Here is a 24,866-nt window from a genome sequence, read left to right as displayed (position 1 = left end):
GCGGCCCTCCAGTTCTTTAGCCACGCTTCTGGTTAAAAAGCCGGTTGAACAGGATGACGGGCTCATTGCGATTAGCTCAGTCATGGCCGGCCCTCCAGCTCTTTCGCCTGGTTACGGTTGAAGAGAATGATCGGCACGATCAGGATCGCCAGCATCACCACCGCCAGGGCGGACGCTACCGGCCAGTCGCGGTTGTTGAAGAACTCTTGCCACAGCACCTTGCCGATCATCAGGGTCTCCGGGCCGCCGAGCAGTTCGGGGATGACGAACTCACCCACCACCGGGATGAACACCAGCATGGAGCCGGCGATGATGCCGTTCTTCGACAGCGGCACGGTAATCCGCCAGAAGTTGTTGAAGTTGCTCGAACCCAGGTCGGAGGCAGCTTCCAGCAGGCTCAGATCATGCTTCACCAGGTTGGCGTAAAGCGGCAGGATCATGAACGGCAGGTAGGAATAGACCACGCCGATGTACACCGCGGTGTTGGTATTGAGGATCTGCAGCGGCGTATCGATCAGACCGATGCCCATCAGCAGGCTGTTAAGCAGGCCGTTGTTGCCGAGAATGCCCATCCAGGCATAGACGCGGATCAGGATCGCGGTCCAGGTCGGCATCATGATCAGCAGCAGCAGAACGGTCTGATGCGACTTCGGCGCACGGGCGATGGCATAGGCCATCGGGTAGCCGATCACCAGGCACAGCAGGGTGCTGAAGAACGCCACCTTCAGCGAACCCAGATAAGCCGACAGGTACAGCGCATCCTCGGTGAGGAAGATGTAGTTGCCGAAATTCAGCAGCAGGGTCAGCTTGTTGTCCGCCCACTGGTAGATTTCCGTGTAGGGCGGAATGGCCACGTCGGCTTCGGCGAAGCTGATCTTCAGCACGATGACGAACGGCAGCAGGAAGAACAGGAACAGCCATAGGAAGGGTATGCCGATCACGGCATGCCGCCCACTGGGCAGATAGCGCGAGAGCTTGGCCAGTTTCATGATTGCAGTACCACGCCGCTGTCGTCTTCCCAGTACACCACCACCGGATCGTCCCAGGTCGGACGCTTACCACGGCGCTCGGCGTTGGCGATGAAGCACTGCACCACCTGACCGGAAGTAAGCTTGACGTAGTACACCGAATGACCGCCGAGGTAGGCGATGTCATGCACGTGGCCACGGCTCCAGTTGTACTCGGGGTGCTCGTGGTCGGCTGGCAAGGCGGTGGCCATCAGCAGTTTTTCCGGGCGCAGGGCGTAGCTGACGGACTTGTTCTCGGCACGGGTACTGACGCCGTGACCGATGTAGATCGGCTTGTCCAGGTGCGGACAATCGATGATCGCGTGGTCGGCCTCGTCGCTGACGATCTGACCGTCGAACAGGTTGACGTTGCCGATGAATTCACACACCAGGCGGCTGGTCGGGGTCTCGTAGATGTCCACCGGGCTGCCGGTCTGGGCGATCCAGCCCAGGTGCATGATGGCGATGCGCTGGGCCATGGTCATGGCCTCCTCCTGATCATGGGTGACCATCACGCAGGTCACGCCGACGCGCTCGATGATTTCCACCAGTTCCAGCTGCATCTGCGAACGCAGTTTCTTGTCCAGCGCGCCCATCGGCTCGTCGAGCAGCAGCAGTTTCGGACGCTTGGCCAGTGAGCGTGCCAGGGCCACGCGCTGACGCTGGCCGCCGGAAAGCTGATGCGGCTTGCGCTTGGCGTACTGGGTCATGTGCACCAGCTTGAGCATCTCGGCCACGCGCTCGTCGATCTCGGCCTTGGGCAGCTTGTCCTGCTGCAGACCGAAGGCGATGTTCTGCGCCACGGTCATGTGCGGGAACAGCGCATAGGACTGGAACATCATGTTGATCGGCCGCTGATAGGGCGGCATGTCGGTGATATCGACACCATCGAGAATGATGCGCCCGGAGGTGGGCCGCTCGAAGCCGGCAAGCATGCGCAGCAGCGTGGATTTACCGGAGCCGGAGCCACCGAGCAGAGCAAAGATTTCGCCCTTGTTGATGGTCAACGAGACGTCGTCGACGGCCACGGTCTCGTCGAACTTCTTGGTCACCCGATCGATCTTGACCAGCACCTCTTTCGGTGTCTGATCCCCCTCGAGGGCTTTTTTGTAGGCGCTGGAGGCAACAGCCATTTAGGAAAACTCCCGGAAGATTGTGCCCGACCCCTGCGGCCGGGCAGGAACGATTACTGACCCGACTTGACCTTGGTCCAGGTGCGAGTCATCAGACGCTGAGCCTTGGGCGGCAGTTCGGCCATCACGTACAACTTGTCCAGCACGGCCTGCGGTGGATACACCGATTCGTCCTGACGAATGTCCTGATCCATGATCTCCCCTGCATTGATGTTGGGGTTGGCATAGCCGACATAGTCGCTGACCCCGGCGATCACCTTGGGATCGAGGAGGTAGTTGATGAAGGCATGGGCTTGCTCGACATTGCGGGCATCCTTGGGAATGGCCAGCATGTCGAACCACAGGTTGGCGCCCTCCTTGGGAATCGCATAGGCGATTTCGATGCCCTTTCCGGCCTCCTCGGCGCGGTCGGCCGCCTGTAGAACGTCCCCCGAATAACCGAACGCCACGCAGATGTTGCCGTTGGCCAGATCGGAGATGTATTTCGAGGAGTGGAAGTAGCTCACGTAGGGACGCACTTCCATCAGCTTGGCTTCGGCCTTGGCGTAGTCATCGGCACTCTGGCTGTTCGGATCCAGACCCAGGTAGTTGAGCACCGAGGGAATCATCTCGTCGGCCGAATCCATGAAGGACACGCCACAGCTGGCGAGCTTCTTCATGTTCTCCGGTTCGAACAACACTGCCCACGAGTCGATCTTGTCGACGCCCAGCGCCGCCTTGACCTTCTCGACGTTGTAACCTATGCCGTTGGTACCCCACAGATAGGGTACGGCGTACTGGTTGCCCGGATCGTTGGCTTCGAGCTGCTTGAGGAGGGCTGGGTCGAGGTTGCTCCAGTTCGGCAGCTTGGTACGGTCCAGCGGCTGGAACGCGCCGGCCTTGATCTGCTTGCCGAGAAAATGATTGGACGGCACCACCACGTCATAACCGGTACGACCGGCGAGCAGCTTGCCTTCCAGCGTTTCATTGGAGTCGAAGACGTCGTAGACCGGCTTGATGCCAGTGGCCTGTTCGAAGTCGGCCAGCGTCTCTTCGCCGATGTAATCGCTCCAGTTGTAGATGTGCACCGTGGACTGGGCCAGCGCGGCACTACAGAAGGCGGAAGCCGCCATCGCGATCAGAGACTTGGGCAGGGTAACTCGCACTGTATCATCCTCGTTTTTGTGTGCCGCCCGAAAAAGGCGCGGCACTTTATAGGAAAATCGTTCGTCGATCAGCGGCCGCTTTTGATTCTCGTCCAGTCACGGGTCAGCCAACGCTGCACCTCGGGCGTACGCTCCTCGGCAACATAGAGTTTGGCCATGACCTCCTCACTGGGATAAACGCCCGGGTTGTCCCGTACGCTCTCGTCGACCAGCTCGGTGGCCTTGAGGTTGGGGTTGGCGTAGGCGACGTAGTCGCTGATCTTGGCGATCACGTCGGGGCGCAGCAGGTAGTTGATGAATTCATGGGCTTCGGCGACGTTCTTCGAGTCCTTGGGGATGGCCAGCAGATCCGCCCACATGGCGGTGCCTTCCTTGGGGATGATGTAGATGATCTCGTCGCTACGACCGGCCTCTTCGGCGCGGTCAGCGGCCTGCAGCACGTCACCGGAGTAGCCGAAGGCGGCGCAGATGTTGCCGTTGGCCAGGTCGGAGATGAATTTGGAGCTATGGAAGTAGGTGATGTAAGGGCGCACCTTCATCAGCTGCTCATAGGCCTTCTCGTAGTCTTCACGCTTGGTGGTATGCGGCGAGAGGCCCAGGTAGTTGACCGTTTGCGGCAGCACTTCGTCGCCAGAGTCGAGCAATGCGATGCCGCAGGAGGCGAGCTTCTCGGCGTATTTCGGGTCGAACAGCAGCTCCCAGGAATCCAGTGGTGCATCGTCACCGAGCACAGCGCGCGCCTTGGTGGCGTTCAGGCCGATGCCGTTGGTGCCCCATAGGTAGGGCACCGAATATTCGTTGCCGGGGTCACCCGCGGCCAGGTTTTTCATGATGGTCGGGTCAAGATTGACCAGATTGGGCAACTTGGATTTATCCAGCTTCAGGTAGGTGCCGGCACGTACCTGCTTGGCCAGGAAGTGGTTGGTCGGAACCACCACGTCATAGCCGCTCTGGCCGGTGGCCAGCTTGCCATCGAGGGTTTCGTTGGAATCGAAAACGTCATACACCACCTTGATACCGGTTTCCTTCTCGAACTCGGCAATGGTGTCCGGCGCAATGTAGTCGGACCAGTTGTAGACCCTGACCACACGGTCGGCGGCCTGGGCAACAGACATACCAATGGCAGCGGCGATCAGGCCAGCCAGCAGGGTAGAACGACGCATGACGTTTCCTCTTCTTGCGATTTGGGTACCTGGCGGGCGAACCCGCCAGGCGGCGTTGCTTCGTCGCTTAGCGACCGGACTTGATCTTGGTCCAGCTGCGGGTCATGTTGCGCTGCACACCTGCCGGCAGGTCCGGGAAGGTGTAGATCTTCTTCAGCACTTCCGGCGTCGGGTAGACGCCCGGGTCGTTGCGCAGGGCTTCGTCAGCCAGCGCAACGGCCGCCGCGTTGCCGGTGGGGAACTGGGTGAAGTTGCCGATCTCGGCGATCACCTCCGGACGCATCAGGTAGTCCAGGAAGACATGCGCGGCCTCGACGTTCTTGGCGTCCGCCGGGATGGCCAGCATGTCGAAGAAGCTGCCAGCGCCTTCCTTCGGAATGTTGTAGCCGACTTGTACGCCGTTGCCGGCTTCCTCGGCACGGGACTTGCCCTGGTAGATATCGCCCGAGTAACCGACAGCCACGCAGATGTTGCCGTTGGCCAGGTCGGAGATGTACTTGGAACTGTGGAAGTAGGAGATCGATGGACGAATCGTCAGGAACAGCTCTTCGGCTTTCTTCAGCTCGTCAGTGCTGCTGCTATCCGGGGCATAACCCAGGTAATGCAGGGCGGCCGGCAGAATCTCGGTCGGTGAATCGAGGAAGGAGACGCCGCAGGACTTCAGCTTCTCGATGTTCTCGGGTTTGAACACCAGGTCCCAGGAATCGACCGGAGCGCCGTCGCCGAGCACGGCCTTGACCTTGTCGACGTTGTAACCGATGCCGATGGTGCCCCACATGTAGGGGATCGAGTACAGGTTGCCCGGATCGCTCGGATCCAGCGCCTTGAGCAGGTCGGTGTCGAGGTTCTTCCAGTTGGGCAGCTTGGACTTGTCCAGCTTCTGGAATACGCCGGCCTTGATCTGCTTGGCGAGGAAGGGGTTGGACGGTACCACTACGTCGTAACCGGAGCTGCCGGCCAGCAACTTGGCTTCCAGCACTTCGTTGCTGTCGAAGACGTCGTAGACAACCTTGATGCCGGTTTCCTTCTCGAAATTGGCCAGGGTGTCAGGTGCGATGTAGTCGGACCAGTTATAGACGTGCAGCACCTTGTCGTCAGCCTGAGCAGCGCCTGCCACGGCCGCAGCCAGGGACAACGCGAGAAGGGTCTTGCCGAATGTTTTCATGCGTACAGCTCCTGTTGTTGTGTCGATATTCCAGAGTTCGCGCAAACCGTTCCAATCAGGACGGCTCACGCATTCTGGCGCAGTCTGGCAAGGTCATGGCACCGCTGACAACTTTCCGTGACTGCAGGCTTTCAGACCGATAGGTCACGCAGGGTCAGATCCAGGCACTTGCGTGCTTTATCTACCAGCTCATCCACTTCCGCCTGGCTGATCACCAGAGGCGGCGCAATGATCATGGTGTCGCCCACGGCGCGCATGATCAGACCGTTGTTGAAACAGTGGCCGCGGCAGATCATGCCTACCGCCTTGTCACCCGGATAACGCGTGCGCGTCGCCTTGTCCTGCACCAACTCGATGGCGCCGAGCATACCGACGCCGCGTACTTCGCCCACCAACGGGTGATCCGCCAGCTCACGCAGACGACGTTGCAAATACGGTGCCGTTTCCGCTTTAACCCGCTCGACGATGCCTTCTTCCCTGAGAATGCGCAGGTTCTCCAGGCCCACCGCAGCGGCCACCGGGTGGCCGGAATAGGTGAAGCCGTGGTTGAAGTCGCCATGCGCCTCGATCACTTCGAACACCTTGTCGCTGACAATCAGCCCGCCCATCGGCACGTAGCCACTGGTGAGGCCCTTGGCGATGGTCATCAGGTCAGGTTTGAGGTCGTAGTACTGGCTGCCGAACCACTCGCCGGTGCGGCCGAAACCGCAGATCACCTCGTCGGCAACGAACAGGATGTCGTATTTGCCGAGGATTTCCTTGATCCGCGGCCAGTAGGTTTCGGGCGGAATGATCACACCGCCCGCGCCCTGGATCGGCTCGGCGATAAACGCTGCAACATTTTCTTCGCCCAGTTCGAGAATCTTCTTCTCCAACTGGTCGGCAGCCCAGATGCCGAACTCTTCCGGCGACTGCTCGCCACCCTCGCCGAACCAGTACGGCTGCGGGATATGGGCGATGCCCGGAATCGGCAGATCGCCCTGCTCGTGCATGAACTTCATGCCGCCGAGGCTAGCCCCGGCCACGGTGGAGCCGTGGTAGCCGTTGTCGCGGCCGATGATGATTTTCTTGTTCGGCTGGCCTTTGCATGCCCAGTAGTGGCGCACCAGACGCAGCATGGTGTCATTGCCTTCCGAACCCGAACCGGTGAAGAACACGTGATTCATGCCGGCCGGCGCCAGCTGGGAAATGGCGTGGGCCAACTCAAGTACCGGCGGGTGCGCGGTCTGGAAGAAGGTGTTGTAGAACGGCAGTTGACGCATCTGCGTAGCGGCGGCTGCGACCAGCTCCTCGCGGCCATAGCCGACGGCCACGCACCACAAGCCGGCCATGCCATCGAGGATCTTGTTGCCCTCGCTGTCCCACAGATGCACGCCCTTGGCCTCGGTGATGATGCGCGGGCCATTTTCGGCCAGTTGCTTGTAATCACTGAACGGCGCCAAGTGGTGGGCCTTGCTCAGGGCCTGCCACTGGGCAGTCTTGGGATTGTTCGCTTGCTTGTTCATTGCCAACACCTTGCTAATACGCAGCGCCAGCGGCGCTACGCAGAAATTCGTGGCGCCGGCCGCGCCAGGCGCGGCCGGTAGCCTTTTACACCGACAGCAGGAGGAACTCGCGTTCCCAGGAGCTGATCACGCGCTTGAAGTTCTCGTGCTCGGCACGCTTGACCGCGACATAGCCACGGATGAACTTCTCGCCGAGGAATTTCTCGGCGTCCTTGCACGCTTCCATCCGCTCCAGAGCGCTCTCGATGGTCACCGGCAGGCGCAGGTTGCGACGCTCGTAACCACGGCCCTTGACCGGTGCACCGGGTCTCACCCCGCCGACCATACCCATGTAGCCGCACAGCAGAGTAGCTGCCAGCACCAGGTACGGGTTGGCGTCAGCGCCGGCCAGGCGGTTTTCCACGCGACGGTTCTGCGGAGTCGCCTCAGGCACGCGCAGGCCTACGGTGCGGTTCTCCTCGCCCCACTCCACGTTCACCGGCGCCGAGGTATCGGGCAGGAAGCGGCGGAACGAGTTGACGTTCGGCGCGAACAGTGGCAGCAGCTCGGGGATGTACTTCTGCAGCCCCCCGATGTGATGCATGAACAGCTCGCTCATGGTGCCGTCGTCGTTGGAGAAGATGTTCTTGCCAGTCTTCAGGTCGACCACGCTCTGGTGGATGTGCATGGCGCTGCCAGGCTCGTCGGTGATCGGCTTGGCCATGAAGGTGGCCGCCACGTCATGTTTGAGCGCGGCCTCACGCATGGTGCGCTTGAACACCAGAATCTGGTCAGCCAGGTGCAGCGCATCGCCATGGCGGAAGTTGATTTCCATCTGCGCCGGGCCTTCCTCGTGGATCAGCGTATCCAGGTCCAGGCCTTGCAGTTCGCACCAGTCATACATGTCTTCGAACAGCGGGTCGAACTCGTTGGCCGCGTCGATGGAGAAACTCTGACGACCGGTTTCCGGCCTGCCGGAGCGCCCAACCGGCGCCACCAGGGGGAAGTCCGGGTCACTGTTGCGCTTGGTCAGGTAGAACTCCATCTCCGGTGCGACGATGGGCTTCCAGCCCTTGTCGGCATACATCTGCAACACTTTTTTGAGGATGTTGCGCGGCGACAGCTCGATGGGGTTGCCCTGCTTGTCGAAGGTGTCGTGGATCACCATGGCGGTGGGCTCGATGGCCCAGGGCACGACGAATACAGCGTTGGCGTCCGGACGGCAGAACATGTCGATGTCCGCCTCGTCCAGCAGGTCGTAATAGATGTCGTCCTCGACGTAGTCGCCGGTCACGGTCTGCAGCAGCACGCTCTCAGGGAGGCGCATGCCCTTCTCGTCGAGGAACTTGTTGGTCGGCGAGATCTTGCCGCGGGCAATGCCGGTCAGGTCGCTGATCAGGCATTCGACTTCGGTGATTTTGCGTTCTTTCAGCCAGCTCGTGAGCTGGTCTAGCTTGGTACTCATAGAGACCTCAGGGTTGTAGAACCTGCTTTTGTTATAGCGGGTTCAGCGTTGCCCCGCCCTCTCCCTGCAAGCCTCACCAAAGGCCTGGAAGAAGGCGAGATATTCGTGTGGATGCTACTAGGGGTGCGACACCTCCGGTACCTTGCATGTCACTCCACCGAAATAAAATCGCTCACCCTTGTATTCGAACATCGGGCCGTCTATCTCGCGGCATAGCACGCACCCGGCGAAACAGGCGAGTGCCTTGTGCATTGCAGGACGTGGGCCAAGGCGCGCAGCAGACAGCGTCACACGGCCGCGTACGCTATCGTGCAGGGGATGCAATGAACGAAAAACCGGATCAGGCAGGTCGTGCGACGCGCCGGGCGCAAAGAAAGGATGTTGCCTCAGCGCAGCGGTCATGCTCATGACCACTCGGGCCCGCATGATATGCAGACTCGCCTCGCTGTTGCGGTAAGAGGTAGCGTGACCGATGGTCCTGGCACAAGCGCTGACGCCGATGGCCGGCAGGGAAAACATGAGACACCCGTATTATTGCTGTTATGGGTTTGAACCGAGCTTAGCCTTGTTCATTTTTTTACACAATAGCTCTGTAAAAAATTGAACACACCCCGCTGAGCACCCTGAAAGATCAAGGTTTGGAGCCCACTGAAAGGCCTTGAAATGCCCCAAAAATGGCCATCACGCCCCACTAGAGGGCACCATGTGGCCTGCTTGACAGTAAAGTGCGTTTCGGATTGACTCACACCCATGCAGTCGCATGATTGATATATTTAACAAAAAGGTGTTGCATCATGTCGGTACCCCCGCGTGCCGTTCAGCTTAACGAAGCGAACGCGTTCCTCAAGGAACATCCCGAGGTCCAGTTCGTCGACCTTCTTATTGCAGATATGAATGGTGTGGTGCGCGGCAAGCGCATCGACCGGAACGCCCTTCATAAGGTGTACGAGAAAGGCATCAACCTGCCCGCCTCGCTCTTCGCCCTCGACATCAATGGCTCCACCGTCGAGAGTACCGGCCTTGGCCTGGACATCGGCGACGCCGACCGTATCTGCTTCCCGATCCCCAATACCCTGTGCAACGAACCCTGGCAGAAGCGCCCGACCGCGCAGCTGCTGATGACCATGCACGAGCTGGACGGCACGCCTTTCTTCGCCGACCCGCGCGAGGTATTGCGCCAGGTGGTACAGAAGTTCGACGAACTGGGCCTGCGTATCTGCGCAGCTTTCGAACTGGAGTTCTACCTGATCGACCAGGAGAACGTGAACGGTCGTCCGCAGCCGCCGCGCTCGCCGATCTCCGGCAAACGCCCGCATTCCACTCAGGTCTACCTGATCGACGACCTCGACGAGTACGTCGACTGCCTGCAGGACATGCTCGAAGCCGCCAAGGAACAGGGCATCCCGGCCGACGCCATCGTCAAGGAAAGCGCCCCGGCGCAGTTCGAAGTCAACCTGCACCACGTCGAAGACGCGATCAAGGCCTGCGACTACGCCCTGCTGCTCAAGCGCCTGATCAAAAACATCGCCTACGACCATGAAATGGATTCCACCTTCATGGCCAAGCCCTATCCAGGCCAGGCGGGCAACGGTCTGCACGTGCACATCTCGCTGCTGGACAAGAAGACCGGCAAGAACATCTTCGCGGCCGAAGATCCGCTGGAGAACACCTCGCTGCGTCATGCCGTCGGCGGCATCCTCGACACCATGTCCGCGTCGATGGCGTTCCTCTGCCCCAACGTCAACTCCTATCGCCGCTTCGGCGCGCAGTTCTACGTCCCCAACGCGCCGAGCTGGGCACTGGACAACCGCACCGTGGCCGTTCGCATCCCCACCGGCAGCCCGGATGCCGTGCGCATCGAACACCGCGTGGCCGGCGCCGATGCCAACCCCTACCTGATGCTGGCCTCGATCCTCGCCGGTATCCACCACGGCCTGACCAACCAGATCGAACCGGGCGAGCCGATCGAAGGCAACTCCTACGAGCAGCTCGAACCCAGCCTGCCGAACAACCTGCGTGACGCGCTGCGCGAGCTGGACGACAGTGAGGTGATGAACAAATACATCGACTCCAAGTACATCGACATCTTCGTCGCGTGCAAGGAAGCCGAACTGCAGGAGTTCGAGACCACCATCTCCGACCTCGAGTACAACTGGTACCTGCATACAGTGTAACACCGAGAAAGCCGGCCGCAGACTCTGTGAAAACTACTACGCTCGGCCATGCTGCGTTTTCACAGGGTCTGGAGCCGGCTTCTTTTTGCCTGCCAACTGCCAACCGACAACTCCGACGCCCCGCGTCGGGGCCGGCGGTTCGCCGTACGGCGACTCCGCTGACATGAATCAACCTCAGGCAAGCAAGGCCACCGGATACTGTTGCCTTCATCCATCGGGGAGCTACTCATGCAACGCGCTATTGCCGCCGTCCTGCTGGGCCTGAGCTGCGGCCTGGCCCAGGCCGCCGACAGCATTCGGGTCTACAACTGGAACGATTACATCGCGCCGCAGGTGCTGGAAGACTTCACCCGCGACACCGGCATCGAGGTCGAGTACCACACCTTCGCCAGTGCTGAAGAACTGGCCGCCGTACTGCAAAGCGGCCAGCCCATCGATATCGCCGTGCCCTCGCGCAGCGAGCTGCCGGCGCTGATCGCCAGTGGCCGCATTCGCCCACTGGACTTCAACCTGCTACCCAACCGCACGCACCTAGACAAGCAGTTGCTGAGCAAGCTGGCTGCGGTCGACCCACAGAACCAGCACGCCGTGCCGTACCTGTGGGGCGCGGTCGGCCTGGCGATCAACACGCCGCAGGCCGAGGCGGCCTATGGCGGACCACTGCCGGACAGCTGGAGCCTGCTGTTCGATGCCAAACAGAGCGTGCGCCTGGCCAGTTGCGGCATCAGCGTGCTGGATGCGCCGGATGAAACCCTGTCGCTGCTGCTCAACTACCAGGGCCGCAGCCTGGCGCGCAGCGCACCAAGCCGGGTCGAGCGCGCCGGCGGAGTGCTTTAGGCACTACGCCCGAACCTGCGCTACGTCGACAGCGAGCGCTATATCGCAGACCTCAACAACGGTCGCCTGTGCCTGGCCATGGCTTGGGTCGGCGACGCCCTTGCCGCGGCGCAGGCCGGCCAGCCGGTACGCTTCGTGGTACCGGACGAAGGCTCGGTGCTGTTCATCGACAATCTGGTAATTCCTGCCAACGCCGCTCGGCCGGACCTCGCTCACCGCTTCATCGACTACCTGATGCAGCCGCAGGTCATTGCCCAGATTACCGCTGAAACGCTTTACCCCAACGGTAATGCCGATTCGATGTCGTTCATCGATAAAGCCCTACTGGAACAGCCCGGCCTTTATCCGGATCAGGACACCAAGCGCCGCCTGCATCCGCTGGAAGTGCTTTCGGAGAAGCACGCCCAGGTTCGCAGCGATGTCTGGCAGCGGTTCCGCGACGGTAGCTGATGACGGCGGCGATGCTTGCCTCGCCGCCGCCTGCTGACGTCCAATAGCGCCTCGACCCACGAGGACTCAGCCATGTCGCGCCCCGCCAGCACCCGCAAGCCACGCGCCAGCAGCCAGGCCCGTATCGCCGTGATACTGGCGGCAGCACGCGAACTGCTGGCCGAGCAGGGCATGGCCAACCTCTCGATCTACACGGTGGCCGAGCACGCAGGCATTCCACCGTCGTCGGTGTACCACTTCTTCGCCAGCGTGCCGACACTACTCGAAGGCCTGACTGCAGACGTGCACGCAGCCTTTCGCGCCTGCCTGCAGGAGCCGGTCGAACACGCCAGCCTGAACACCTGGCATGACCTGTCGCGCATCGTCGAACAACGCATGCTGGACATCTACGCGCGCGACGCCGCAGCGCGCCAGCTGATCCTCGCCCAGCATGGCCTGGCCGAGGTGACCCAGGCCGACCATCAGCACGACTTCGAACTGGGCCGCCTGATGCAGGCGCTGTTCGACCGCCACTTCCCCCTGCCGCAGCTACCGATGGATATCGATGTCTTCGCCCTGGCCATGGAACTGGGTGATCGCGTCTATGCCCGCTCTGTACAGCTGCACGGCAAAATCACGCCACGCCTGGCCGAGGAAGGCATGCGTGTGTTCGATGCCTACCTCGGCCTGTACCTGCCTGCTGCCCTGCCGAAAAGACCTGCGCCATTGGCGTAATCCCCCGTAGGGTGCGCCGTGCGCACCGATGGTATCTGACGCCCGGCTCGATCGCGGCGCGCAGCCTAGGCGACACTGCACGCCCATGGTCATAACCAATATAAATCCGACAAAATCGTATTAATTTTGCTAGTTCAACAAAAAGCACCTTCTAATACCGATATTTATCGGATATAAAACGAGCATCCAGCCTTGGTCAAGTCCAGCCACAGCACTCTGAATGGGCCGCCGAAGCGGCTTGCGAACGAGCCAAGAGGTGCTTTATGTCCCGTATCGTTACCGTCGCTGCGACCCAGATGGCCTGCTCCTGGGATACGCCCGCGAACATCGCCAATGCCGAGAGGCTGGTACGCCAGGCTGCCGCACAGGGCGCGCGAGCATTGGCAGCGTGTGCAACAGGGCCATGCCGGCGCCAATCTGATGCCGCTGGTGGCAAGCAACCGCATCGGCCGCGAGGAGCAGGACGGCTACGACATCACCTTCTACGGCAGCTCGTTCATCGCCAACCAGTTCGGCGAGAAAGTCGAGGAGCTGAACCAGACCGAGGAAGGCGTGCTGGTGCACAGCTTCGACCTGACCGAGCTGGAGAAGGCGCGCACCGCCTGGGGTGTGTTCCGCGACCGCCGGCCGAACCTATACTGGCCGCTTTCCACTCTCGACGGAAAAGCACCGTCGATCCGGTAGGGTGCGCTGTGCGCACCGAGCCCTCCAAACACTTTGCCGGTGCGCATGGCGCACCCTACGGAAGCGAAATATGACCACGTTGACCACGACTCCACGCGCCGATGGCTTCCACATGCCTGCCGAGTGGGCACCACAGAGCCAGACCTGGATGGTCTGGCCCGAACGCCCGGACAACTGGCGCAACGGCGGCAAGCCGGCGCAGGCAGCCTTCACCGCCGTGGCCAAGGCCATCGCCCAGTTCGAACCGGTAACCGTCTGCGTATCCGCGGCGCAGTACGAAAACGCCCGCGCACGCCTGGATGACGCCAACATCCGCCTGGTGGAAATCACCACTGACGACGCCTGGGTGCGCGACACCGGCCCGACCTTCGTGACCAATGCCAGTGGCGAAGTGCGCGGTGTGGACTGGGCCTTCAATGCCTGGGGCGGCTTCGATGGCGGCCTGTACTGGCCGTGGCTGCGTGACGATCAGGTGGCGCGCAAGATTCTCGAGATCGAAGGCTGCAAGCGCTATCGCACGGAAGGTTTCGTCCTCGAAGGCGGCTCGATCCATGTCGATGGCGAAGGCACCCTGATCACCACCGAGGAGTGCCTGCTGAACAAGAACCGCAACCCGCACCTGTCGCGCGAAGAGATCGAAACCGTGCTGAACGAGCACTTGGCCATCGACACAGTGATCTGGCTGCCGGACGGTCTGTACAACGACGAAACCGACGGCCACGTCGACAACTTCTGCTGTTACGTGCGCCCCGGTGAAGTGCTGCTGGCCTGGACCGACGATGCGAACGATCCCAACTACCCGCGCTGCCAGGCCGCCATGCGCGTGCTGGAAAGCGTGCGCGACGCCAAGGGCCGTCAGCTGACCGTGCACAAGATGCCGATCCCCGGCCCGATTCATGCCACCGCCGAAGAGTGCGCGGGCGTCGACATCGTCGACGGCAGCCAGGAGCGCAGCCCGGACGTTCGCCTGGCCGGCTCCTACGTCAACTTCCTTATCGTCAACGGCGGCATTGTCGCACCGAGCTTCGATGACCCGAAGGACGAAGAGGCGCGCGCCATTCTTGAGCGTATTTTCCCCGAGCATCGCGTGGTGATGGTGCCAGGCCGTGAGATCCTTCTGGGCGGCGGCAATATCCACTGCATCACCCAGCAACAGCCGGCGCCACAACAGCGCTGAAAATTGCTCGCGCAGGGCTCAAGTAGATCCTGACCAAGCCGATAATATTGGTCGGGATCATCCCCGTATCCTCTCGAGCACATCATGTTCAATAAAGCCCTCAAGCAAGCCCTGGAAGCGGCTCGTCAACAGTTGCAAGCTGCTCTCGCCAGGAAGGCTGCCGTCGATCGCTCGACGGCCATGATTGAGTTCAAACCCGACGGCACCATCATCGGCGCCAATGACAATTTCCTCACGACCGTGGGCTACCGCCTGGAAGAAATTCAGGGCCAGCACCACCGGTTGTTCTGCTTTCCCGACTACCAGGCCAGCGCCGAGTACCGGCGTTTCTGGCAGCGCCTGGCGGCCGGCGAGTACATCCGTGATCGTTTCCTGCGCCGCAACAAGCAGGGCCAGGAAGTCTGGCTGGAAGCCAGCTACAACCCGATCCTGGACGCCGATGGCCGCGTCGAGTCGGTGCTCAAGCTGGCCACCGACATCACCACCCTGGTAGCCCGCGAACAGGAGCAGGAGAGCATGATCGACGCGATCGGCCGTTCCATGGCCGTGATCGCGTTCAACCTCAAGGGCGAAGTGCTGGAAGCCAACGCCAACTTCCTGCAAACCATGGGCTACCGCCTGGACGAAATCCGCGGCAAGCACCATCGCCTGTTCTGCACTCGCGAAGAGGCCGACTCGCCTGCCTACCGCGACTTCTGGGCACGCCTGAATCGCGGCGAATTCTTCTCAGGGCGATTCCAGCGCATCAACCGCCACGGCGACATCATCTGGCTGAGCGCCACCTACAATCCGGTGTTCGACGCCAGCGGCACGCTCTACAAGATCGTCAAGTTCGCCCGTGACATCACCCCGCAGGTGCACCAGCAACAGGCCGAATCTGATGCAGCCAAACTTGCCTATGAAATTTCCCAACGCACCGACGACAGTGCCCGGCATGGCGCCGAGGTGATCAGCGAAACCGTCACGATGGTGCGCGGCATCGCCGACGAACTGTCCCGCGCAGCCGAGGGCATTAGCGCGGTCAGCCAGCAGTCGGAGATGATCAGCAGCATCGTGCAGACCATCCGCGGCATTGCCGAGCAAACCAACCTGCTCGCCCTCAACGCCGCTATCGAAGCGGCGCGCGCAGGCGAGCAGGGCCGCGGATTCGCCGTGGTCGCTGATGAGGTACGCAGCCTGGCCGCGCGTACCGCACAGGCCACGGTGGAGATCGTCGAGGTGGTCAAGCGCAACCACGAGCTGGCGCAAGACGCCGTAGACAACATGCAGTCCAGTCAGCACAAGGTCGAGCAGGGTGTGGAGCTGGTCAACCAGGCCGGGCAGGTGATCGAGGAAATCCAGAGCGGCGCACGGCAGGTTGTCGATGCCGTGCGCCAGTTCGCCGAGGCGCTGGAGGAGTACTGATCACTCGAATGGCTGCGGCCGCGGTGTGTCATTGTTAGACGGCGGCAGGATCGGCAGGGCGAAACTCGGCTGCTCGCCGGTCAGGGTCTTGAGGAAGGCGGTGATCTTGCCAATATCGCCTTCGCTCAGCTGCCGGCCGAGCTGCAGGCGCGCCATGATGTCCACCGACTCTTCCAGCTTCCAGTAGGCACCGTCGTGGAAGTAGGGATAGGTCAGCTCGACGTTGCGCAGGGTCGGCACCTTGAACTTGAAGCGGTCGGCATCCTTGCCAGTCAGACCGGCAACGCCTTCGGCGGGGTTGCTGGTTTCATAGGGTTCTACCAGGCCCATCTTCTGGAACGAGTTGCCGCCCAGCGCCGGGCCGTTGTGGCAAGCCACGCAGCCGATGGACTTGAACAGCTCGTAACCTTCCAGCTCGGTCTTGGTGATGGCCTCAGCATCCCCCTTGAGCCACAGGTCGAAGCGCGAGTTGGGCGTGACCAGGGTCTTCTCGAACTCGGCGATAGCATCGGTCACTTCGTCCAGGGTGATCTCGTCGGTTTTGTACACGGCCTTGAACGACTCGCGGTATTGCGGGATCGAGCGCAGCACGTCGACGGCGAGAATGTGGGTAAAGGCCATTTCCATCGGGTTGGCGATAGGGCCGGCGGCCTGTTCCTTGAGGTCGGCGGCGCGGCCATCCCAGAACTGCGCGAGGTTGAGACTGGAATTGAGCACGGTCGGTGAATTGATCGGCCCTTGCTGCCAGTTGTGGCCGATTGAGCTCGGCAGGTTGTCGCTGCCCCCCATCGACAGGTTGTGGCAGGAGTTGCAGGAAATGAACCCCGAACGCGACAGGCGCGGGTCGAAGAACAGCTGCTTGCCCAGCTCCACCTTGGCCGGATCAGTGATCTCGGCCGGTGCGATCGGCTCGACGGGTTCATTGGCGGGTAGATTGGCCCAGGCGCTGGCGCCCAAACACAATCCGGCCAGCAGGGTCAGAGTGCGCATGTGTGTATCTCCTCAGGTATTGGCTGTTCTGGTTATGTCTCGACCATGCCCAGCGCACACCCGGGGCGACTTGATCTGCATCAAGTCGCATGCGCATCTCGCCTCAGTGGATATGTTTCATTTCATTTTGCAGGTGTTGATACCCAGCAATGGATACGCCGGGCAGAAACGGAAGATGCCGGTCGCCAGTGGCACCACACCGATCCAACCCCACAGGCCGATGACACCGGCAAGACTCAGCGCGATAAGAATCAGACCTGCGGCGATGCGCAGACTGCGGTCGAGCGTTCCAACATTGGCTTTCATCGAGGTTCTCCAGGTCAACGTCCGCGCCGGCCTTCCAGCGCAGTAAAGATCAGCATGCCGGCGAGCATCGCCGCGACGAACAGCAGGGCCTGCCAGTGCCCGCTCAGCAAGATGGCAACAGCCGGCCCCGGACAGATGCCAGCGATACCCCAACCGACCCCGAACAGCAGGCTGCCGCCAATCAGGCGAGCATCAAGATCGCGGCGGGTCGGCAACTGCATGGCGCCACCCAGCAGAGCCTTACTGCGCCGCTGCGCCAGGTTCAACGGTAACGCTGCTACGCCTATGGCCCCGGCCATCACCAGCGCCAGCGAGGGATCCCAATTGCCGGCCAGATCGAGAAATGCCAGCACCTTGGCCGGGTCGGCCATGCCCGCCAGCAGCAGGCCCAGACCAAACAGCAGGCCGCAGACGAATGCACTGAGTCTGGCCATGTTCAAGCTCCCAGGAGATGAAGCAGGACAAAGACCGTGGCGAAACCCGTAGCCATGAAGCACAGGGTTGCCAGCATGGAGCGCGGCGACAGGCGGGAAATACCGCAGACGCCGTGGCCGCTTGTGCAGCCCGAGCCATAACGGGTGCCGATACCGACCAGCAAGCCGGCGACGATCAAGCCGAGACTGCCAGTCTCGAAGTGAATCGACGGTAATGCCGCGAACAATCCCCAGAGCAGGGGCGCCAGAAGCAGGCCAACAAGGAACGCTGCTTTTTCGCCGCGCCCTTCGCCCTGACGCTGCAGCAGGCTGCCGAGCAGGCCGCTGATACCCGCTACCCGGCCATTGGCCAAGGCGAATATGGCAGCCGCCAGACCAATCAGCGCCCCCCCAGCCAGGGCGCTCCAGGGTGTGAAGCTGGCCCAGTCGATGTTCATTGCCGGCTCTCGCAGAACAGGCGGTAGAGCGTCTCGATCACCGCCAGCGCCGCCGGGCTGCTGATGCGATAGAAGATCTGCTTGCCGTCACGACGGGTTTCCACCAACCCCTCGCGGCGCAGCACCGCCAGTTGCTGGGACAGCGTCGGCTGCTGGATACCGAGCAGCGCCTCCAGCTCGCTGACGTTGCGCTCGCCTTGCGACAGCTGGCAGAGCAGCAACAGGCGATCAGGATTGGCCAACGCCTTGAGCAGTTGCCCGGCGGCGTCGGCATTGGCACGCAACTGCTGGATATCGATGGGCTCAGTCATGGTACACCTTCACTCAATACAATATGTGTTTTTATATACTGTATTCCGGGTAAGTGTTAGCCCAACCGACCAGCGGTTAAAGAGGGAATTGAACGGGCCTTACAAGAGCGCGCCTACCTGCATCAACCGATGCATGCACAGTACAAATCGTGGGAGGGGCTTTAGCCGCGACAAGAGCTCGTCGCTCAAGCGCCTCCTGCCACACGGAGTATCGCCACTCCCAGGGTTACATACGGGCTACCACTGACGCCCTGCATGCGGATTCACTAGCAGAGCCCAGAAACACAGAAACCCGCCGCAGCGGGTTTCCGGGTAGAGGCCTGATGAATCAGGCGTCGGCGTCAGCGGCAGCCTGATAGGCGGCAGCGTCCAGCAGCTTGTCCAGCTCGCTGGTGTCGCTCGGTTTGAGCTTGAAGAACCAGCTGCCATAGGGGTCGCTGTTGACGCTTTCCGGGCTGTCAGCCAGCGCTTCGTTGATGGCGATCACTTCGCCGCCAACCGGCGCATAGATGTCGGAGGCAGCCTTGACCGACTCCACCACACCGGCTTCCTGGCCGGCGTTCAGTTGCTTGCCGACTTCCGGCAGCTCGATGAATACCACGTCGCCGAGGGCTTCCTGGGCGTGGTCGGAAATGCCCACGGTCACGCTACCGTCAGCCTCCAGGCGCGCCCACTCGTGGCTGGCGGCATAACGCAGATCGGCGGGGATATTGCTCATGTTTGATTCCTCGTAAACGGTGACGGCAAGTGGGCCGTCTGGACAATTTAGCAGGCCGCAGCGCCAGGGGAAGCCAGCACCGCGACCTGATGATTCAGATAAGGGTTTTACCGTTGCGCACGAAGCTCGGCCTGACCACCCGCACCGGGTACCACTTGCCGCGGATCTCCACCTCGGCACGATCCCCGGTCGCGGCCGGTACCCGCGCCAGCGCGATGGATTTGTTCAGCGTAGGCGAGAAGCTGCCACTCGTGATCTCGCCATCACCAATGCCATCAACGCGTACCACCTGGTGTGCACGCAGCACGCCGCGCTCCTCCAGCACCAGCCCCACCAGCTTGCTCGGGCAGCCGGCGGCGCGCTGCGCTTCCAGCACTGGACGACCAATGAAGTCGCGCTCGGCTGGTTCCCATGCGATGGTCCAGGCCATGTTGGCAGCCAGCGGGCTGACCTGCTCGTCCATGTCCTGGCCATACAGATTCATGCCCGCCTCCAGGCGCAGGGTGTCACGCGCGCCCAGGCCAATCGGCGAAATACCGGCACCGACCAGATCGTTGAAGAAAGACACCACCTCTGCCGCCGGCAGCACGATTTCCAGACCATCCTCACCGGTATAACCGGTTCGGGCGATGAACCAGTCACCCTCTGACAGCCCCTGGAACGGCTTGAGCTCGTGAATCAGCGCGGCACGGGCCTGGGTCACCAACTCGGCAACACGGGCACGGGCCTTGGGGCCTTGAATGGCCAATACCGCGAGGTCGCGGCGCTCGCGCACTTCGACAGCGAACTCGGCGGTCTGGGCGTGCATCCAGGCCAGGTCCTTGTCGCGAGTCCCCGCATTGAGCACCAGGCGGTAGCCCGGTGCCGGAGAAGAAGAGCCGGTCAGGTAGACAATCAGGTCATCGACCACCCCGCCCTGCTCGTTGAGCATGGCGCTGTACAGCGCCTTGCCAGGCGTCTGCAGGCGCGCCACGTCATTGGCCAGCAGGTGCTGCAGGTAGGCCTGCGCCTGCTCACCGCTGACGTCCACCACACACATGTGCGAGACGTCGAACACGCCGCACTCGCGGCGCACCTGATGATGCTCCTCGACTTGCGAACCATAGTGCAGCGGCATGTCCCAGCCGCCGAAATCCACCATCTTGGCCCCCAGCGCCAGGTGCAGCTCATAGAGGGGGGTGCGCTGTCCCATGGGTAAATCTCCTTCCGGGCTTGGCGAAGCGATTCAGACCCCCGAGAAGCTAGCTGCGTTGCCATTGCTGCGTTACAGCCAGGCTCAAAATGCTCATGTGTATGAGCACAGTCGGGCGCGACCCCGGCCGTTTTTCACCTGGCTGCGCCTTGCACTGGCCGCCTCGCCTACGCTTCTCGGCACGTCCGCCGGGTTACCCCGGCTCGCGAATGGCGCGCATTGTAGCCGCATGCGTCCGGGGGGTCATCCTGGCTTCAGGTCGTAGGGCGGGTGTAACCCGCCATGCCCCGACACTGGCGGGTTGCACCCGCCCTACATCGCTGTCTTGATCAACCGAAACTGCGGGCCGAGCGCCTTATCAGCAGAATCACCGGCAGCAGGCCGACCAGCACCAGGGTCAGCGCCGGCAGCGAGGCGCGCGCCCACTCGCCTTCGCTGGTCATCTCAAATACCCGTACAGACAGGGTGTCCCAGCCGAACGGGCGCATCAGCAGAGTCGCCGGCATTTCCTTAAGCACATCGACGAATACCAGCAGCGCGGCCGACAAGGTGCCCGGTAGCAGCAGCGGCAGATAGACCCTGAAGAACAGCCCGAAGCTGCCAACACCGAGGCTGCGCGACGCCTCCGGCAGCGACGGGCGAATCCGCGCCAGGCTGGTTTCCAGCGGCCCGAACGCCACGGCCATGAAGCGGATCAGATAGGCCACCAGCAGCGCCGTGAGGCTACCCATCAGCAGCGGCTTGCCGGCTCCGCCCAGTGCCGTGGACAGCGGAATCACCAGTTCACGATCGAGGAAACTGAAGGCCAACATGATCGCCACCGCCAGCACCGAACCCGGCAAGGCATAACCGAGATTGCCCAGCGCGACGCCGAAGCGCACGCCGCGGTTCGGCGCCTGGCGGCGGGCGAAGGCCAGCAGCATGGCCACACTGACGGTGATCAGCGCCGCCATGCCACCCAGGTAAAGGGTATGCAGGATCAGCCCGGCGTAGCGCTCATCGAGGTCGAAGCGACCGCGCTGCCAGAACCAGGCCAGCAGTTGCAGCAGCGGGATGACGAAGGCGCAGGCGAATACCAGTCCGCACCAGGCGCTGGCCGCGAAGGCCTTCCAGCCGTGCAAGTGATACAGCGCCTTGCCGCGCGGCCGCTCGTTGGCCGGTCGTGCGGCGCCGCGGGCACGACGCTCGCCGTAGAGCACCAACGCCACGGCAAGCAGCAGCAGGCTGGCCAACTGGGTAGCACTGGTAAGGCTGTAGAAGCTGTACCAGGTCTTGTAGATCGCCGTGGTGAAGGTATCGAAGTTGAACACCGACACCGCCCCGAAATCCGCCAGGGTCTCCATGATTGCCAGGGCCAGACCAGCACCGATGGCCGGGCGCGCCATTGGCAGCGCAACCCGCCAGAACGCCTGCCAGGGGCTTTGCCCGAGCACCCGGGCCGCCTCCATCAAGCCCTTGCCCTGAGCCAGGAAGGCGCCACGGGCGAGCAGATAGACGTAGGGATAGAACACCAGCACCAACACGATGATCACCCCGCCGGTCGAACGCACGCGCGGCAGGCGCAAGCCACTGCCAAACCATTCGCGCAGCAGCGTCTGCACCGGGCCGGCGAAATCCAGCAGGCCAACGAAAACGAATGCCAGCACGTAGGCGGGAATGGCGAAAGGCAGCATCAGCGCCCAGTCCAGCCAGCGCCGACCGGGAAACTCGCAGAGGCTGGTGAGCCAGGCCAGGCTCACCCCCAGCAGCGTCACCCCTACACCGACACCGATCACCAGCGTCAGCGTATTACCGATCAGCCGTGCCATCTGCGTCTGCCACAGGTGCGTCCAGATCTGCTGATCCACGTCGTGCCAGCTCAGCAGCAGCACCGACAGCGGCATCAACACCAGAACGGCGACGGCAAGGACGATGGGGTACCAGCGACGCTGGACGGGATGCGGCACGCGGATTCCTCGACTACGGAAATGACGACGCCCCGGCTAGGCGGGGCGTCGCAGTATAACGGCAGCGCTGTGCTCGTCGATGATCGTTACGCGCTTACTGCCAGCCAGCACGATCCATCAGCATGGTCGCTTCGGCCTGGCGCTTGCCAGCTACTTCGGTGGCCACGGTATCAGCCTTGAAAGTGCCCCAGGAAGCCACCTCGGCAGACGGTTTCACCGCCGGGTTGGCCGGGTACTCCTGGTTAACACCGGCGAAGATGCTCTGTGCTTCTGCGGTGGTCATCCACTCCAGCAGCTTCCTGGCCTGTTCGGCATGCGGTGCATGCTTGGTCACACCGGCACCGGCCAGGTTGACGTGCACGCCACGGTCGTTCTGGTTCGGCCAGAACGGCTTGACCTTCAGATCCGGCTGCTGTTTGTGCAGACGGCCATAGTAGTAGGTGTTGGTGATGCCTACGTCGCACTGACCGGCGTCGATGGCTTGCAACAGCGCGGTGTCATCCGGGAACACGTCGGTCGCCAGGTTGTTGACCCAACCCTTGACGATTTCTTCGATCTTCTCGGCGCCATGGGCTTCGATCAGGGTGGCGGTCAGCGACTGGTTGTAGACCTTCTTGCTGGTGCGCAGGCACAGGCGGCCTTCCCAGTTCTTGTCGGCCAGCGCTTCGTAGGTGGACAACTCTTCCGGCTTGACGCGCTCGGTGGAGTAGAAAATGGTCCGTGCACGCAGCGACAGGCCGGTCCAGCTGTCGGTGCTGGAGCGATACTGAGCGGGGATGTTGGCATCGATCACGTCGGACTTGGTCGGCTGCAGCACGCCTTCCTGCTCGGCCTGCCAGAGGTTGCCGGCGTCGACGGTGATCAGCAGATCAGCCGGGGTGTTGGCACCTTCAGCCTTGAGGCGGGCGATCAGAGGGGCTTCCTTGTCGGTGATGAACGTCACCTTGACCCCGGTTTTCTCGGTATAGGCATCGAATACCGGCTTGATCAGCTCATCGATGCGGGCGGAGTAGACCACCACTTCATCGGCAGCCTGGACGGCAGTTGCCAGGGTGCTGAGCGTGAATGCAGCGAGAAGCGCGTTGCGAGCCTTCATGGGACCAGCCTCTTGTGGATTACAAAGTGGCTGAATAGTAGTGAATGTTATTTGCCTTCTCAACGTAAACAGCAAGACCACACACAGCAGTTATTACAAGTTGCGTCAGCTCAGACTCGTGCCAGCTCCGGCAAGTCGCCCGTTAGCCCAAGCGCCTGACGCACGAACAGCGCCTTGGCTTCTGCCTGGCCGTCGACCAGATCAAAGCCAACGTTGCGCAGCAGGCGCAACGGCAACGGGTCAGCCTGGAACAGACGCTGGAAGCCCTCCATCGCCGCCATCATCGCCAAATTGTGCGGCATGCGCCGACGCTCGAAACGGCTCAGCACGCGCTCATCACTGAGGTTCTCACCTCGCATAGCGGCATGCAGCAGCACCTCGGCCAGCACCGCCGCATCGAGAAAGCCCAAGTTGACGCCCTGCCCCGCCAGCGGGTGGATGGTGTGTGCGGCATCGCCGATCAGCGCCAGCCCCGGCTCCACGTAGCGCTTGGCATGGCGTTGACGCAGCGGGATGCACAGACGGCGATCGGCATGCAGCACCTTGCCCAGACGGGATTCGAAAGCCTTGCCCAGCTCGGCGCAGAAGGCCTCATCATCCAGCGCCATCAAGCGCTCGGCTTCGACCGGTACGGTGGACCAGACGATCGAGCACCAGTGCTCGCCGGCCGGCCCGGCCAGCGGCAGGAAGGCCAGCGGCCCATCATCGGTGAAACGCTGCCAGGCAGTGGCCTGGTGCGCACGCTCGCAGCGCACGCTGGTCACGATGGCGTGGTGCAGATAATCCCATTCGCGCGTCGCGCAACCGGCCAGGCGGCGCACCGCGGAGTTGGCGCCGTCGGCCGCGACCAGCAACGGTGCGCGCAACTGACGGCCATCGGTAAGCGTCAGAAGCCATTCATCGCCGCTGCGGCGCAGTTGCTCCAGGCGTGCGCCGGGCAGCAGGCCGATCTGGCTGTCGTGCAAGCGCTCGAGCAGGGCATCCTGCACCACGCGATTCTCGACGATATGGCCCAGCGTCTCGGCATGCACGCTGGCGGCAGCGAAGTGAATGCTGCCGGTACCGGAGCCATCCCACACGCGCATCTCGCCATAGGGGCAAGCACGCCGTGCAGCGATGCCTGGCCAGGCGCCCAGGCGCTCGAGAATGCGCTGGGTGGCCATCGACAATGCGCTGACGCGCGGCTCGAACGGCGCCTGCGCATCGAAGGGCGACACGCTCAGCGGGCTGCCGTCGACGATCAGAATATCCAGACCGCTGTGCTCCAGCGCCAGAGCCAGGGTGCTGCCGACCATACCGGCACCGACGATGATCAGATCCGCGCGCATATCCATTTCCTCAATCCGTAGGGTGCGCCGTGCGCACCATGGCATGCAGGGTGGTGCGCACGGCGCACCCTACGAGAGCTGGAGCGCGCAATGCTGGCGAGCAGGT

Annotated in this window: 21 protein-coding genes and 3 pseudogenes; 7 read left to right on the top strand and 17 right to left on the bottom strand. The window is 62.2% G+C overall.

The annotated features are described in order from the left end of the window. Nucleotides 1–80 precede the first annotated feature (80 nt). From ACNFCJ_RS01400 to ACNFCJ_RS01370, 7 genes are all read right to left on the bottom strand, one after another. Nucleotides 81–962 (bottom strand): ABC transporter permease subunit, encoded by an 882-nt coding sequence (locus ACNFCJ_RS01400; protein ID WP_179575951.1) that lies wholly within the window; start codon nt 960–962, stop codon nt 81–83. 23 nt (nt 963–985) lie between these two features. Beyond that, the gene (gene potA, locus ACNFCJ_RS01395) at nt 986–2,140 is read right to left on the bottom strand and encodes a polyamine ABC transporter ATP-binding protein (protein ID WP_143504630.1); all 1,155 of its coding nucleotides are present in this window, start codon (nt 2,138–2,140) and stop codon (nt 986–988) included. 53 nt (nt 2,141–2,193) lie between these two features. Further along, nucleotides 2,194–3,285 carry a polyamine ABC transporter substrate-binding protein gene (locus ACNFCJ_RS01390; RefSeq protein ID WP_343352106.1) on the bottom strand — a complete coding sequence of 364 codons (1,092 nt, stop codon included), beginning with the start codon at nt 3,283–3,285 and terminating at the stop codon, nt 2,194–2,196. A 68-nt stretch (nt 3,286–3,353) separates the two neighbouring features. Continuing rightward, on the bottom strand, nt 3,354–4,448 hold the full coding sequence (locus ACNFCJ_RS01385; protein WP_416769333.1) for a polyamine ABC transporter substrate-binding protein: 1,095 nt from the start codon (nt 4,446–4,448) through the stop codon (nt 3,354–3,356). 67 nt (nt 4,449–4,515) lie between these two features. Next, nucleotides 4,516–5,613: a polyamine ABC transporter substrate-binding protein gene (locus ACNFCJ_RS01380; RefSeq protein WP_143504632.1), complete on the bottom strand. Its 1,098-nt coding sequence runs from the start codon at nt 5,611–5,613 to the stop codon at nt 4,516–4,518. A 131-nt stretch (nt 5,614–5,744) separates the two neighbouring features. Further along, on the bottom strand, nt 5,745–7,118 hold the full coding sequence (locus tag ACNFCJ_RS01375; RefSeq protein WP_343352104.1) for an aspartate aminotransferase family protein: 1,374 nt from the start codon (nt 7,116–7,118) through the stop codon (nt 5,745–5,747). A gap of 85 nt (nt 7,119–7,203) precedes the next feature. Beyond that, nucleotides 7,204–8,562 carry a glutamine synthetase family protein gene (locus tag ACNFCJ_RS01370; protein WP_416769330.1) on the bottom strand — a complete coding sequence of 453 codons (1,359 nt, stop codon included), beginning with the start codon at nt 8,560–8,562 and terminating at the stop codon, nt 7,204–7,206. Nucleotides 8,563–9,356: 794 nt separating this feature from the next. On the opposite strand from ACNFCJ_RS01370, the gene ACNFCJ_RS01365 reads away from it, so the two are divergent. The 7 genes and pseudogenes from ACNFCJ_RS01365 to ACNFCJ_RS01335 all read left to right on the top strand — a co-directional run bounded on the left by ACNFCJ_RS01365 (nt 9,357) and on the right by ACNFCJ_RS01335 (nt 16,002). Next, nucleotides 9,357–10,736 carry a glutamine synthetase family protein gene (locus ACNFCJ_RS01365; RefSeq protein WP_416769328.1) on the top strand — a complete coding sequence of 460 codons (1,380 nt, stop codon included), beginning with the start codon at nt 9,357–9,359 and terminating at the stop codon, nt 10,734–10,736. A 228-nt stretch (nt 10,737–10,964) separates the two neighbouring features. Continuing rightward, nucleotides 10,965–12,023: pseudogene (locus tag ACNFCJ_RS01360) on the top strand (polyamine ABC transporter substrate-binding protein). A 72-nt stretch (nt 12,024–12,095) separates the two neighbouring features. After that, complete coding sequence (locus ACNFCJ_RS01355) at nt 12,096–12,737, top strand: TetR/AcrR family transcriptional regulator (RefSeq protein WP_116617682.1); 642 nt, start codon at nt 12,096–12,098, stop codon at nt 12,735–12,737. 372 nt (nt 12,738–13,109) lie between these two features. Next, nucleotides 13,110–13,421, top strand: a pseudogene (locus tag ACNFCJ_RS01350) (nitrilase-related carbon-nitrogen hydrolase); the annotation flags it as partial. A gap of 70 nt (nt 13,422–13,491) precedes the next feature. Further along, entirely contained in the window at nt 13,492–14,598 is a 1,107-nt protein-coding gene (gene aguA, locus ACNFCJ_RS01345) for an agmatine deiminase (RefSeq protein ID WP_416769326.1), read from the top strand. 84 nt (nt 14,599–14,682) lie between these two features. Further along, nucleotides 14,683–15,459 (top strand): annotated as a pseudogene (locus ACNFCJ_RS01340) (PAS domain-containing protein); the annotation flags it as partial. Next, complete coding sequence (locus tag ACNFCJ_RS01335; protein ID WP_416769581.1) at nt 15,454–16,002, top strand: methyl-accepting chemotaxis protein; 549 nt, start codon at nt 15,454–15,456, stop codon at nt 16,000–16,002. The pseudogene ACNFCJ_RS01340 and the gene ACNFCJ_RS01335, both read left to right, overlap by 6 nt. Here the strand turns inward: ACNFCJ_RS01335 and ACNFCJ_RS01330 are convergent, their stop codons facing one another. From ACNFCJ_RS01330 to ACNFCJ_RS01285, 10 genes are all read right to left on the bottom strand, one after another. Next, nucleotides 16,003–16,992: a cytochrome-c peroxidase gene (locus tag ACNFCJ_RS01330; RefSeq protein WP_125874199.1), complete on the bottom strand. Its 990-nt coding sequence runs from the start codon at nt 16,990–16,992 to the stop codon at nt 16,003–16,005. Nucleotides 16,993–17,109: 117 nt separating this feature from the next. Beyond that, nucleotides 17,110–17,298, bottom strand: a complete 189-nt coding sequence (locus ACNFCJ_RS01325; protein WP_074857615.1) for a DUF2892 domain-containing protein — start codon at nt 17,296–17,298, stop codon at nt 17,110–17,112. A 14-nt stretch (nt 17,299–17,312) separates the two neighbouring features. After that, nucleotides 17,313–17,732 (bottom strand): DUF6691 family protein, encoded by a 420-nt coding sequence (locus tag ACNFCJ_RS01320; protein WP_256835614.1) that lies wholly within the window; start codon nt 17,730–17,732, stop codon nt 17,313–17,315. A gap of 2 nt (nt 17,733–17,734) precedes the next feature. Then, nucleotides 17,735–18,169 carry a YeeE/YedE family protein gene (locus tag ACNFCJ_RS01315; RefSeq protein WP_416769324.1) on the bottom strand — a complete coding sequence of 145 codons (435 nt, stop codon included), beginning with the start codon at nt 18,167–18,169 and terminating at the stop codon, nt 17,735–17,737. Then, nucleotides 18,166–18,480 carry an ArsR/SmtB family transcription factor gene (locus ACNFCJ_RS01310; protein WP_106735104.1) on the bottom strand — a complete coding sequence of 105 codons (315 nt, stop codon included), beginning with the start codon at nt 18,478–18,480 and terminating at the stop codon, nt 18,166–18,168. Before ACNFCJ_RS01310 ends, ACNFCJ_RS01315 begins: the two co-directional genes overlap by 4 nt. Before the next feature lie 328 nt (nt 18,481–18,808). After that, complete coding sequence (gcvH, locus tag ACNFCJ_RS01305; protein ID WP_003458665.1) at nt 18,809–19,198, bottom strand: glycine cleavage system protein GcvH; 390 nt, start codon at nt 19,196–19,198, stop codon at nt 18,809–18,811. 94 nt (nt 19,199–19,292) lie between these two features. Further along, the gene (gcvT, locus tag ACNFCJ_RS01300) at nt 19,293–20,390 is read right to left on the bottom strand and encodes a glycine cleavage system aminomethyltransferase GcvT (RefSeq protein WP_416769322.1); all 1,098 of its coding nucleotides are present in this window, start codon (nt 20,388–20,390) and stop codon (nt 19,293–19,295) included. A gap of 329 nt (nt 20,391–20,719) precedes the next feature. Further along, on the bottom strand, nt 20,720–22,336 hold the full coding sequence (locus tag ACNFCJ_RS01295) for an ABC transporter permease (protein ID WP_416769321.1): 1,617 nt from the start codon (nt 22,334–22,336) through the stop codon (nt 20,720–20,722). A gap of 94 nt (nt 22,337–22,430) precedes the next feature. Next, entirely contained in the window at nt 22,431–23,432 is a 1,002-nt protein-coding gene (locus ACNFCJ_RS01290; protein ID WP_416769319.1) for an extracellular solute-binding protein, read from the bottom strand. 110 nt (nt 23,433–23,542) lie between these two features. After that, on the bottom strand, nt 23,543–24,760 hold the full coding sequence (locus tag ACNFCJ_RS01285; RefSeq protein WP_416769318.1) for a 2-octaprenyl-3-methyl-6-methoxy-1,4-benzoquinol hydroxylase: 1,218 nt from the start codon (nt 24,758–24,760) through the stop codon (nt 23,543–23,545). Between the last annotated feature and the right edge of the window lie 106 nt (nt 24,761–24,866).

Origin of the sequence: Pseudomonas sp. NY15364 (genome assembly GCF_048068235.1) — a bacterium.
In the GTDB taxonomy this organism is placed as follows: domain Bacteria; phylum Pseudomonadota; class Gammaproteobacteria; order Pseudomonadales; family Pseudomonadaceae; genus Aquipseudomonas; species Aquipseudomonas mendocina_D.
The sequence above is the reverse complement of the archived record's forward strand: the minus strand, read 5'-3'. Positions and strand labels throughout refer to the sequence as shown.

Coding starts and splice junctions, on each gene's coding strand:
- potA (WP_143504630.1), bottom strand. CDS start 2,140: ATGGCTGTTGCCTCCAGCGCCTACAAAAAAGCCCTCGAGGGGGATCAG.
- ACNFCJ_RS01385 (WP_416769333.1), bottom strand. CDS start 4,448: ATGCGTCGTTCTACCCTGCTGGCTGGCCTGATCGCCGCTGCCATTGGT.
- ACNFCJ_RS01380 (WP_143504632.1), bottom strand. CDS start 5,613: ATGAAAACATTCGGCAAGACCCTTCTCGCGTTGTCCCTGGCTGCGGCC.
- ACNFCJ_RS01375 (WP_343352104.1), bottom strand. CDS start 7,118: ATGAACAAGCAAGCGAACAATCCCAAGACTGCCCAGTGGCAGGCCCTG.
- ACNFCJ_RS01370 (WP_416769330.1), bottom strand. CDS start 8,562: ATGAGTACCAAGCTAGACCAGCTCACGAGCTGGCTGAAAGAACGCAAA.
- ACNFCJ_RS01365 (WP_416769328.1), top strand. CDS start 9,357: ATGTCGGTACCCCCGCGTGCCGTTCAGCTTAACGAAGCGAACGCGTTC.
- ACNFCJ_RS01355 (WP_116617682.1), top strand. CDS start 12,096: ATGTCGCGCCCCGCCAGCACCCGCAAGCCACGCGCCAGCAGCCAGGCC.
- aguA (WP_416769326.1), top strand. CDS start 13,492: ATGACCACGTTGACCACGACTCCACGCGCCGATGGCTTCCACATGCCT.
- ACNFCJ_RS01330 (WP_125874199.1), bottom strand. CDS start 16,992: ATGCGCACTCTGACCCTGCTGGCCGGATTGTGTTTGGGCGCCAGCGCC.
- ACNFCJ_RS01325 (WP_074857615.1), bottom strand. CDS start 17,298: ATGAAAGCCAATGTTGGAACGCTCGACCGCAGTCTGCGCATCGCCGCA.
- ACNFCJ_RS01320 (WP_256835614.1), bottom strand. CDS start 17,732: ATGGCCAGACTCAGTGCATTCGTCTGCGGCCTGCTGTTTGGTCTGGGC.
- ACNFCJ_RS01315 (WP_416769324.1), bottom strand. CDS start 18,169: ATGAACATCGACTGGGCCAGCTTCACACCCTGGAGCGCCCTGGCTGGG.
- ACNFCJ_RS01310 (WP_106735104.1), bottom strand. CDS start 18,480: ATGACTGAGCCCATCGATATCCAGCAGTTGCGTGCCAATGCCGACGCC.
- gcvH (WP_003458665.1), bottom strand. CDS start 19,198: ATGAGCAATATCCCCGCCGATCTGCGTTATGCCGCCAGCCACGAGTGG.
- gcvT (WP_416769322.1), bottom strand. CDS start 20,390: ATGGGACAGCGCACCCCCCTCTATGAGCTGCACCTGGCGCTGGGGGCC.
- ACNFCJ_RS01290 (WP_416769319.1), bottom strand. CDS start 23,432: ATGAAGGCTCGCAACGCGCTTCTCGCTGCATTCACGCTCAGCACCCTG.
- ACNFCJ_RS01285 (WP_416769318.1), bottom strand. CDS start 24,760: ATGCGCGCGGATCTGATCATCGTCGGTGCCGGTATGGTCGGCAGCACC.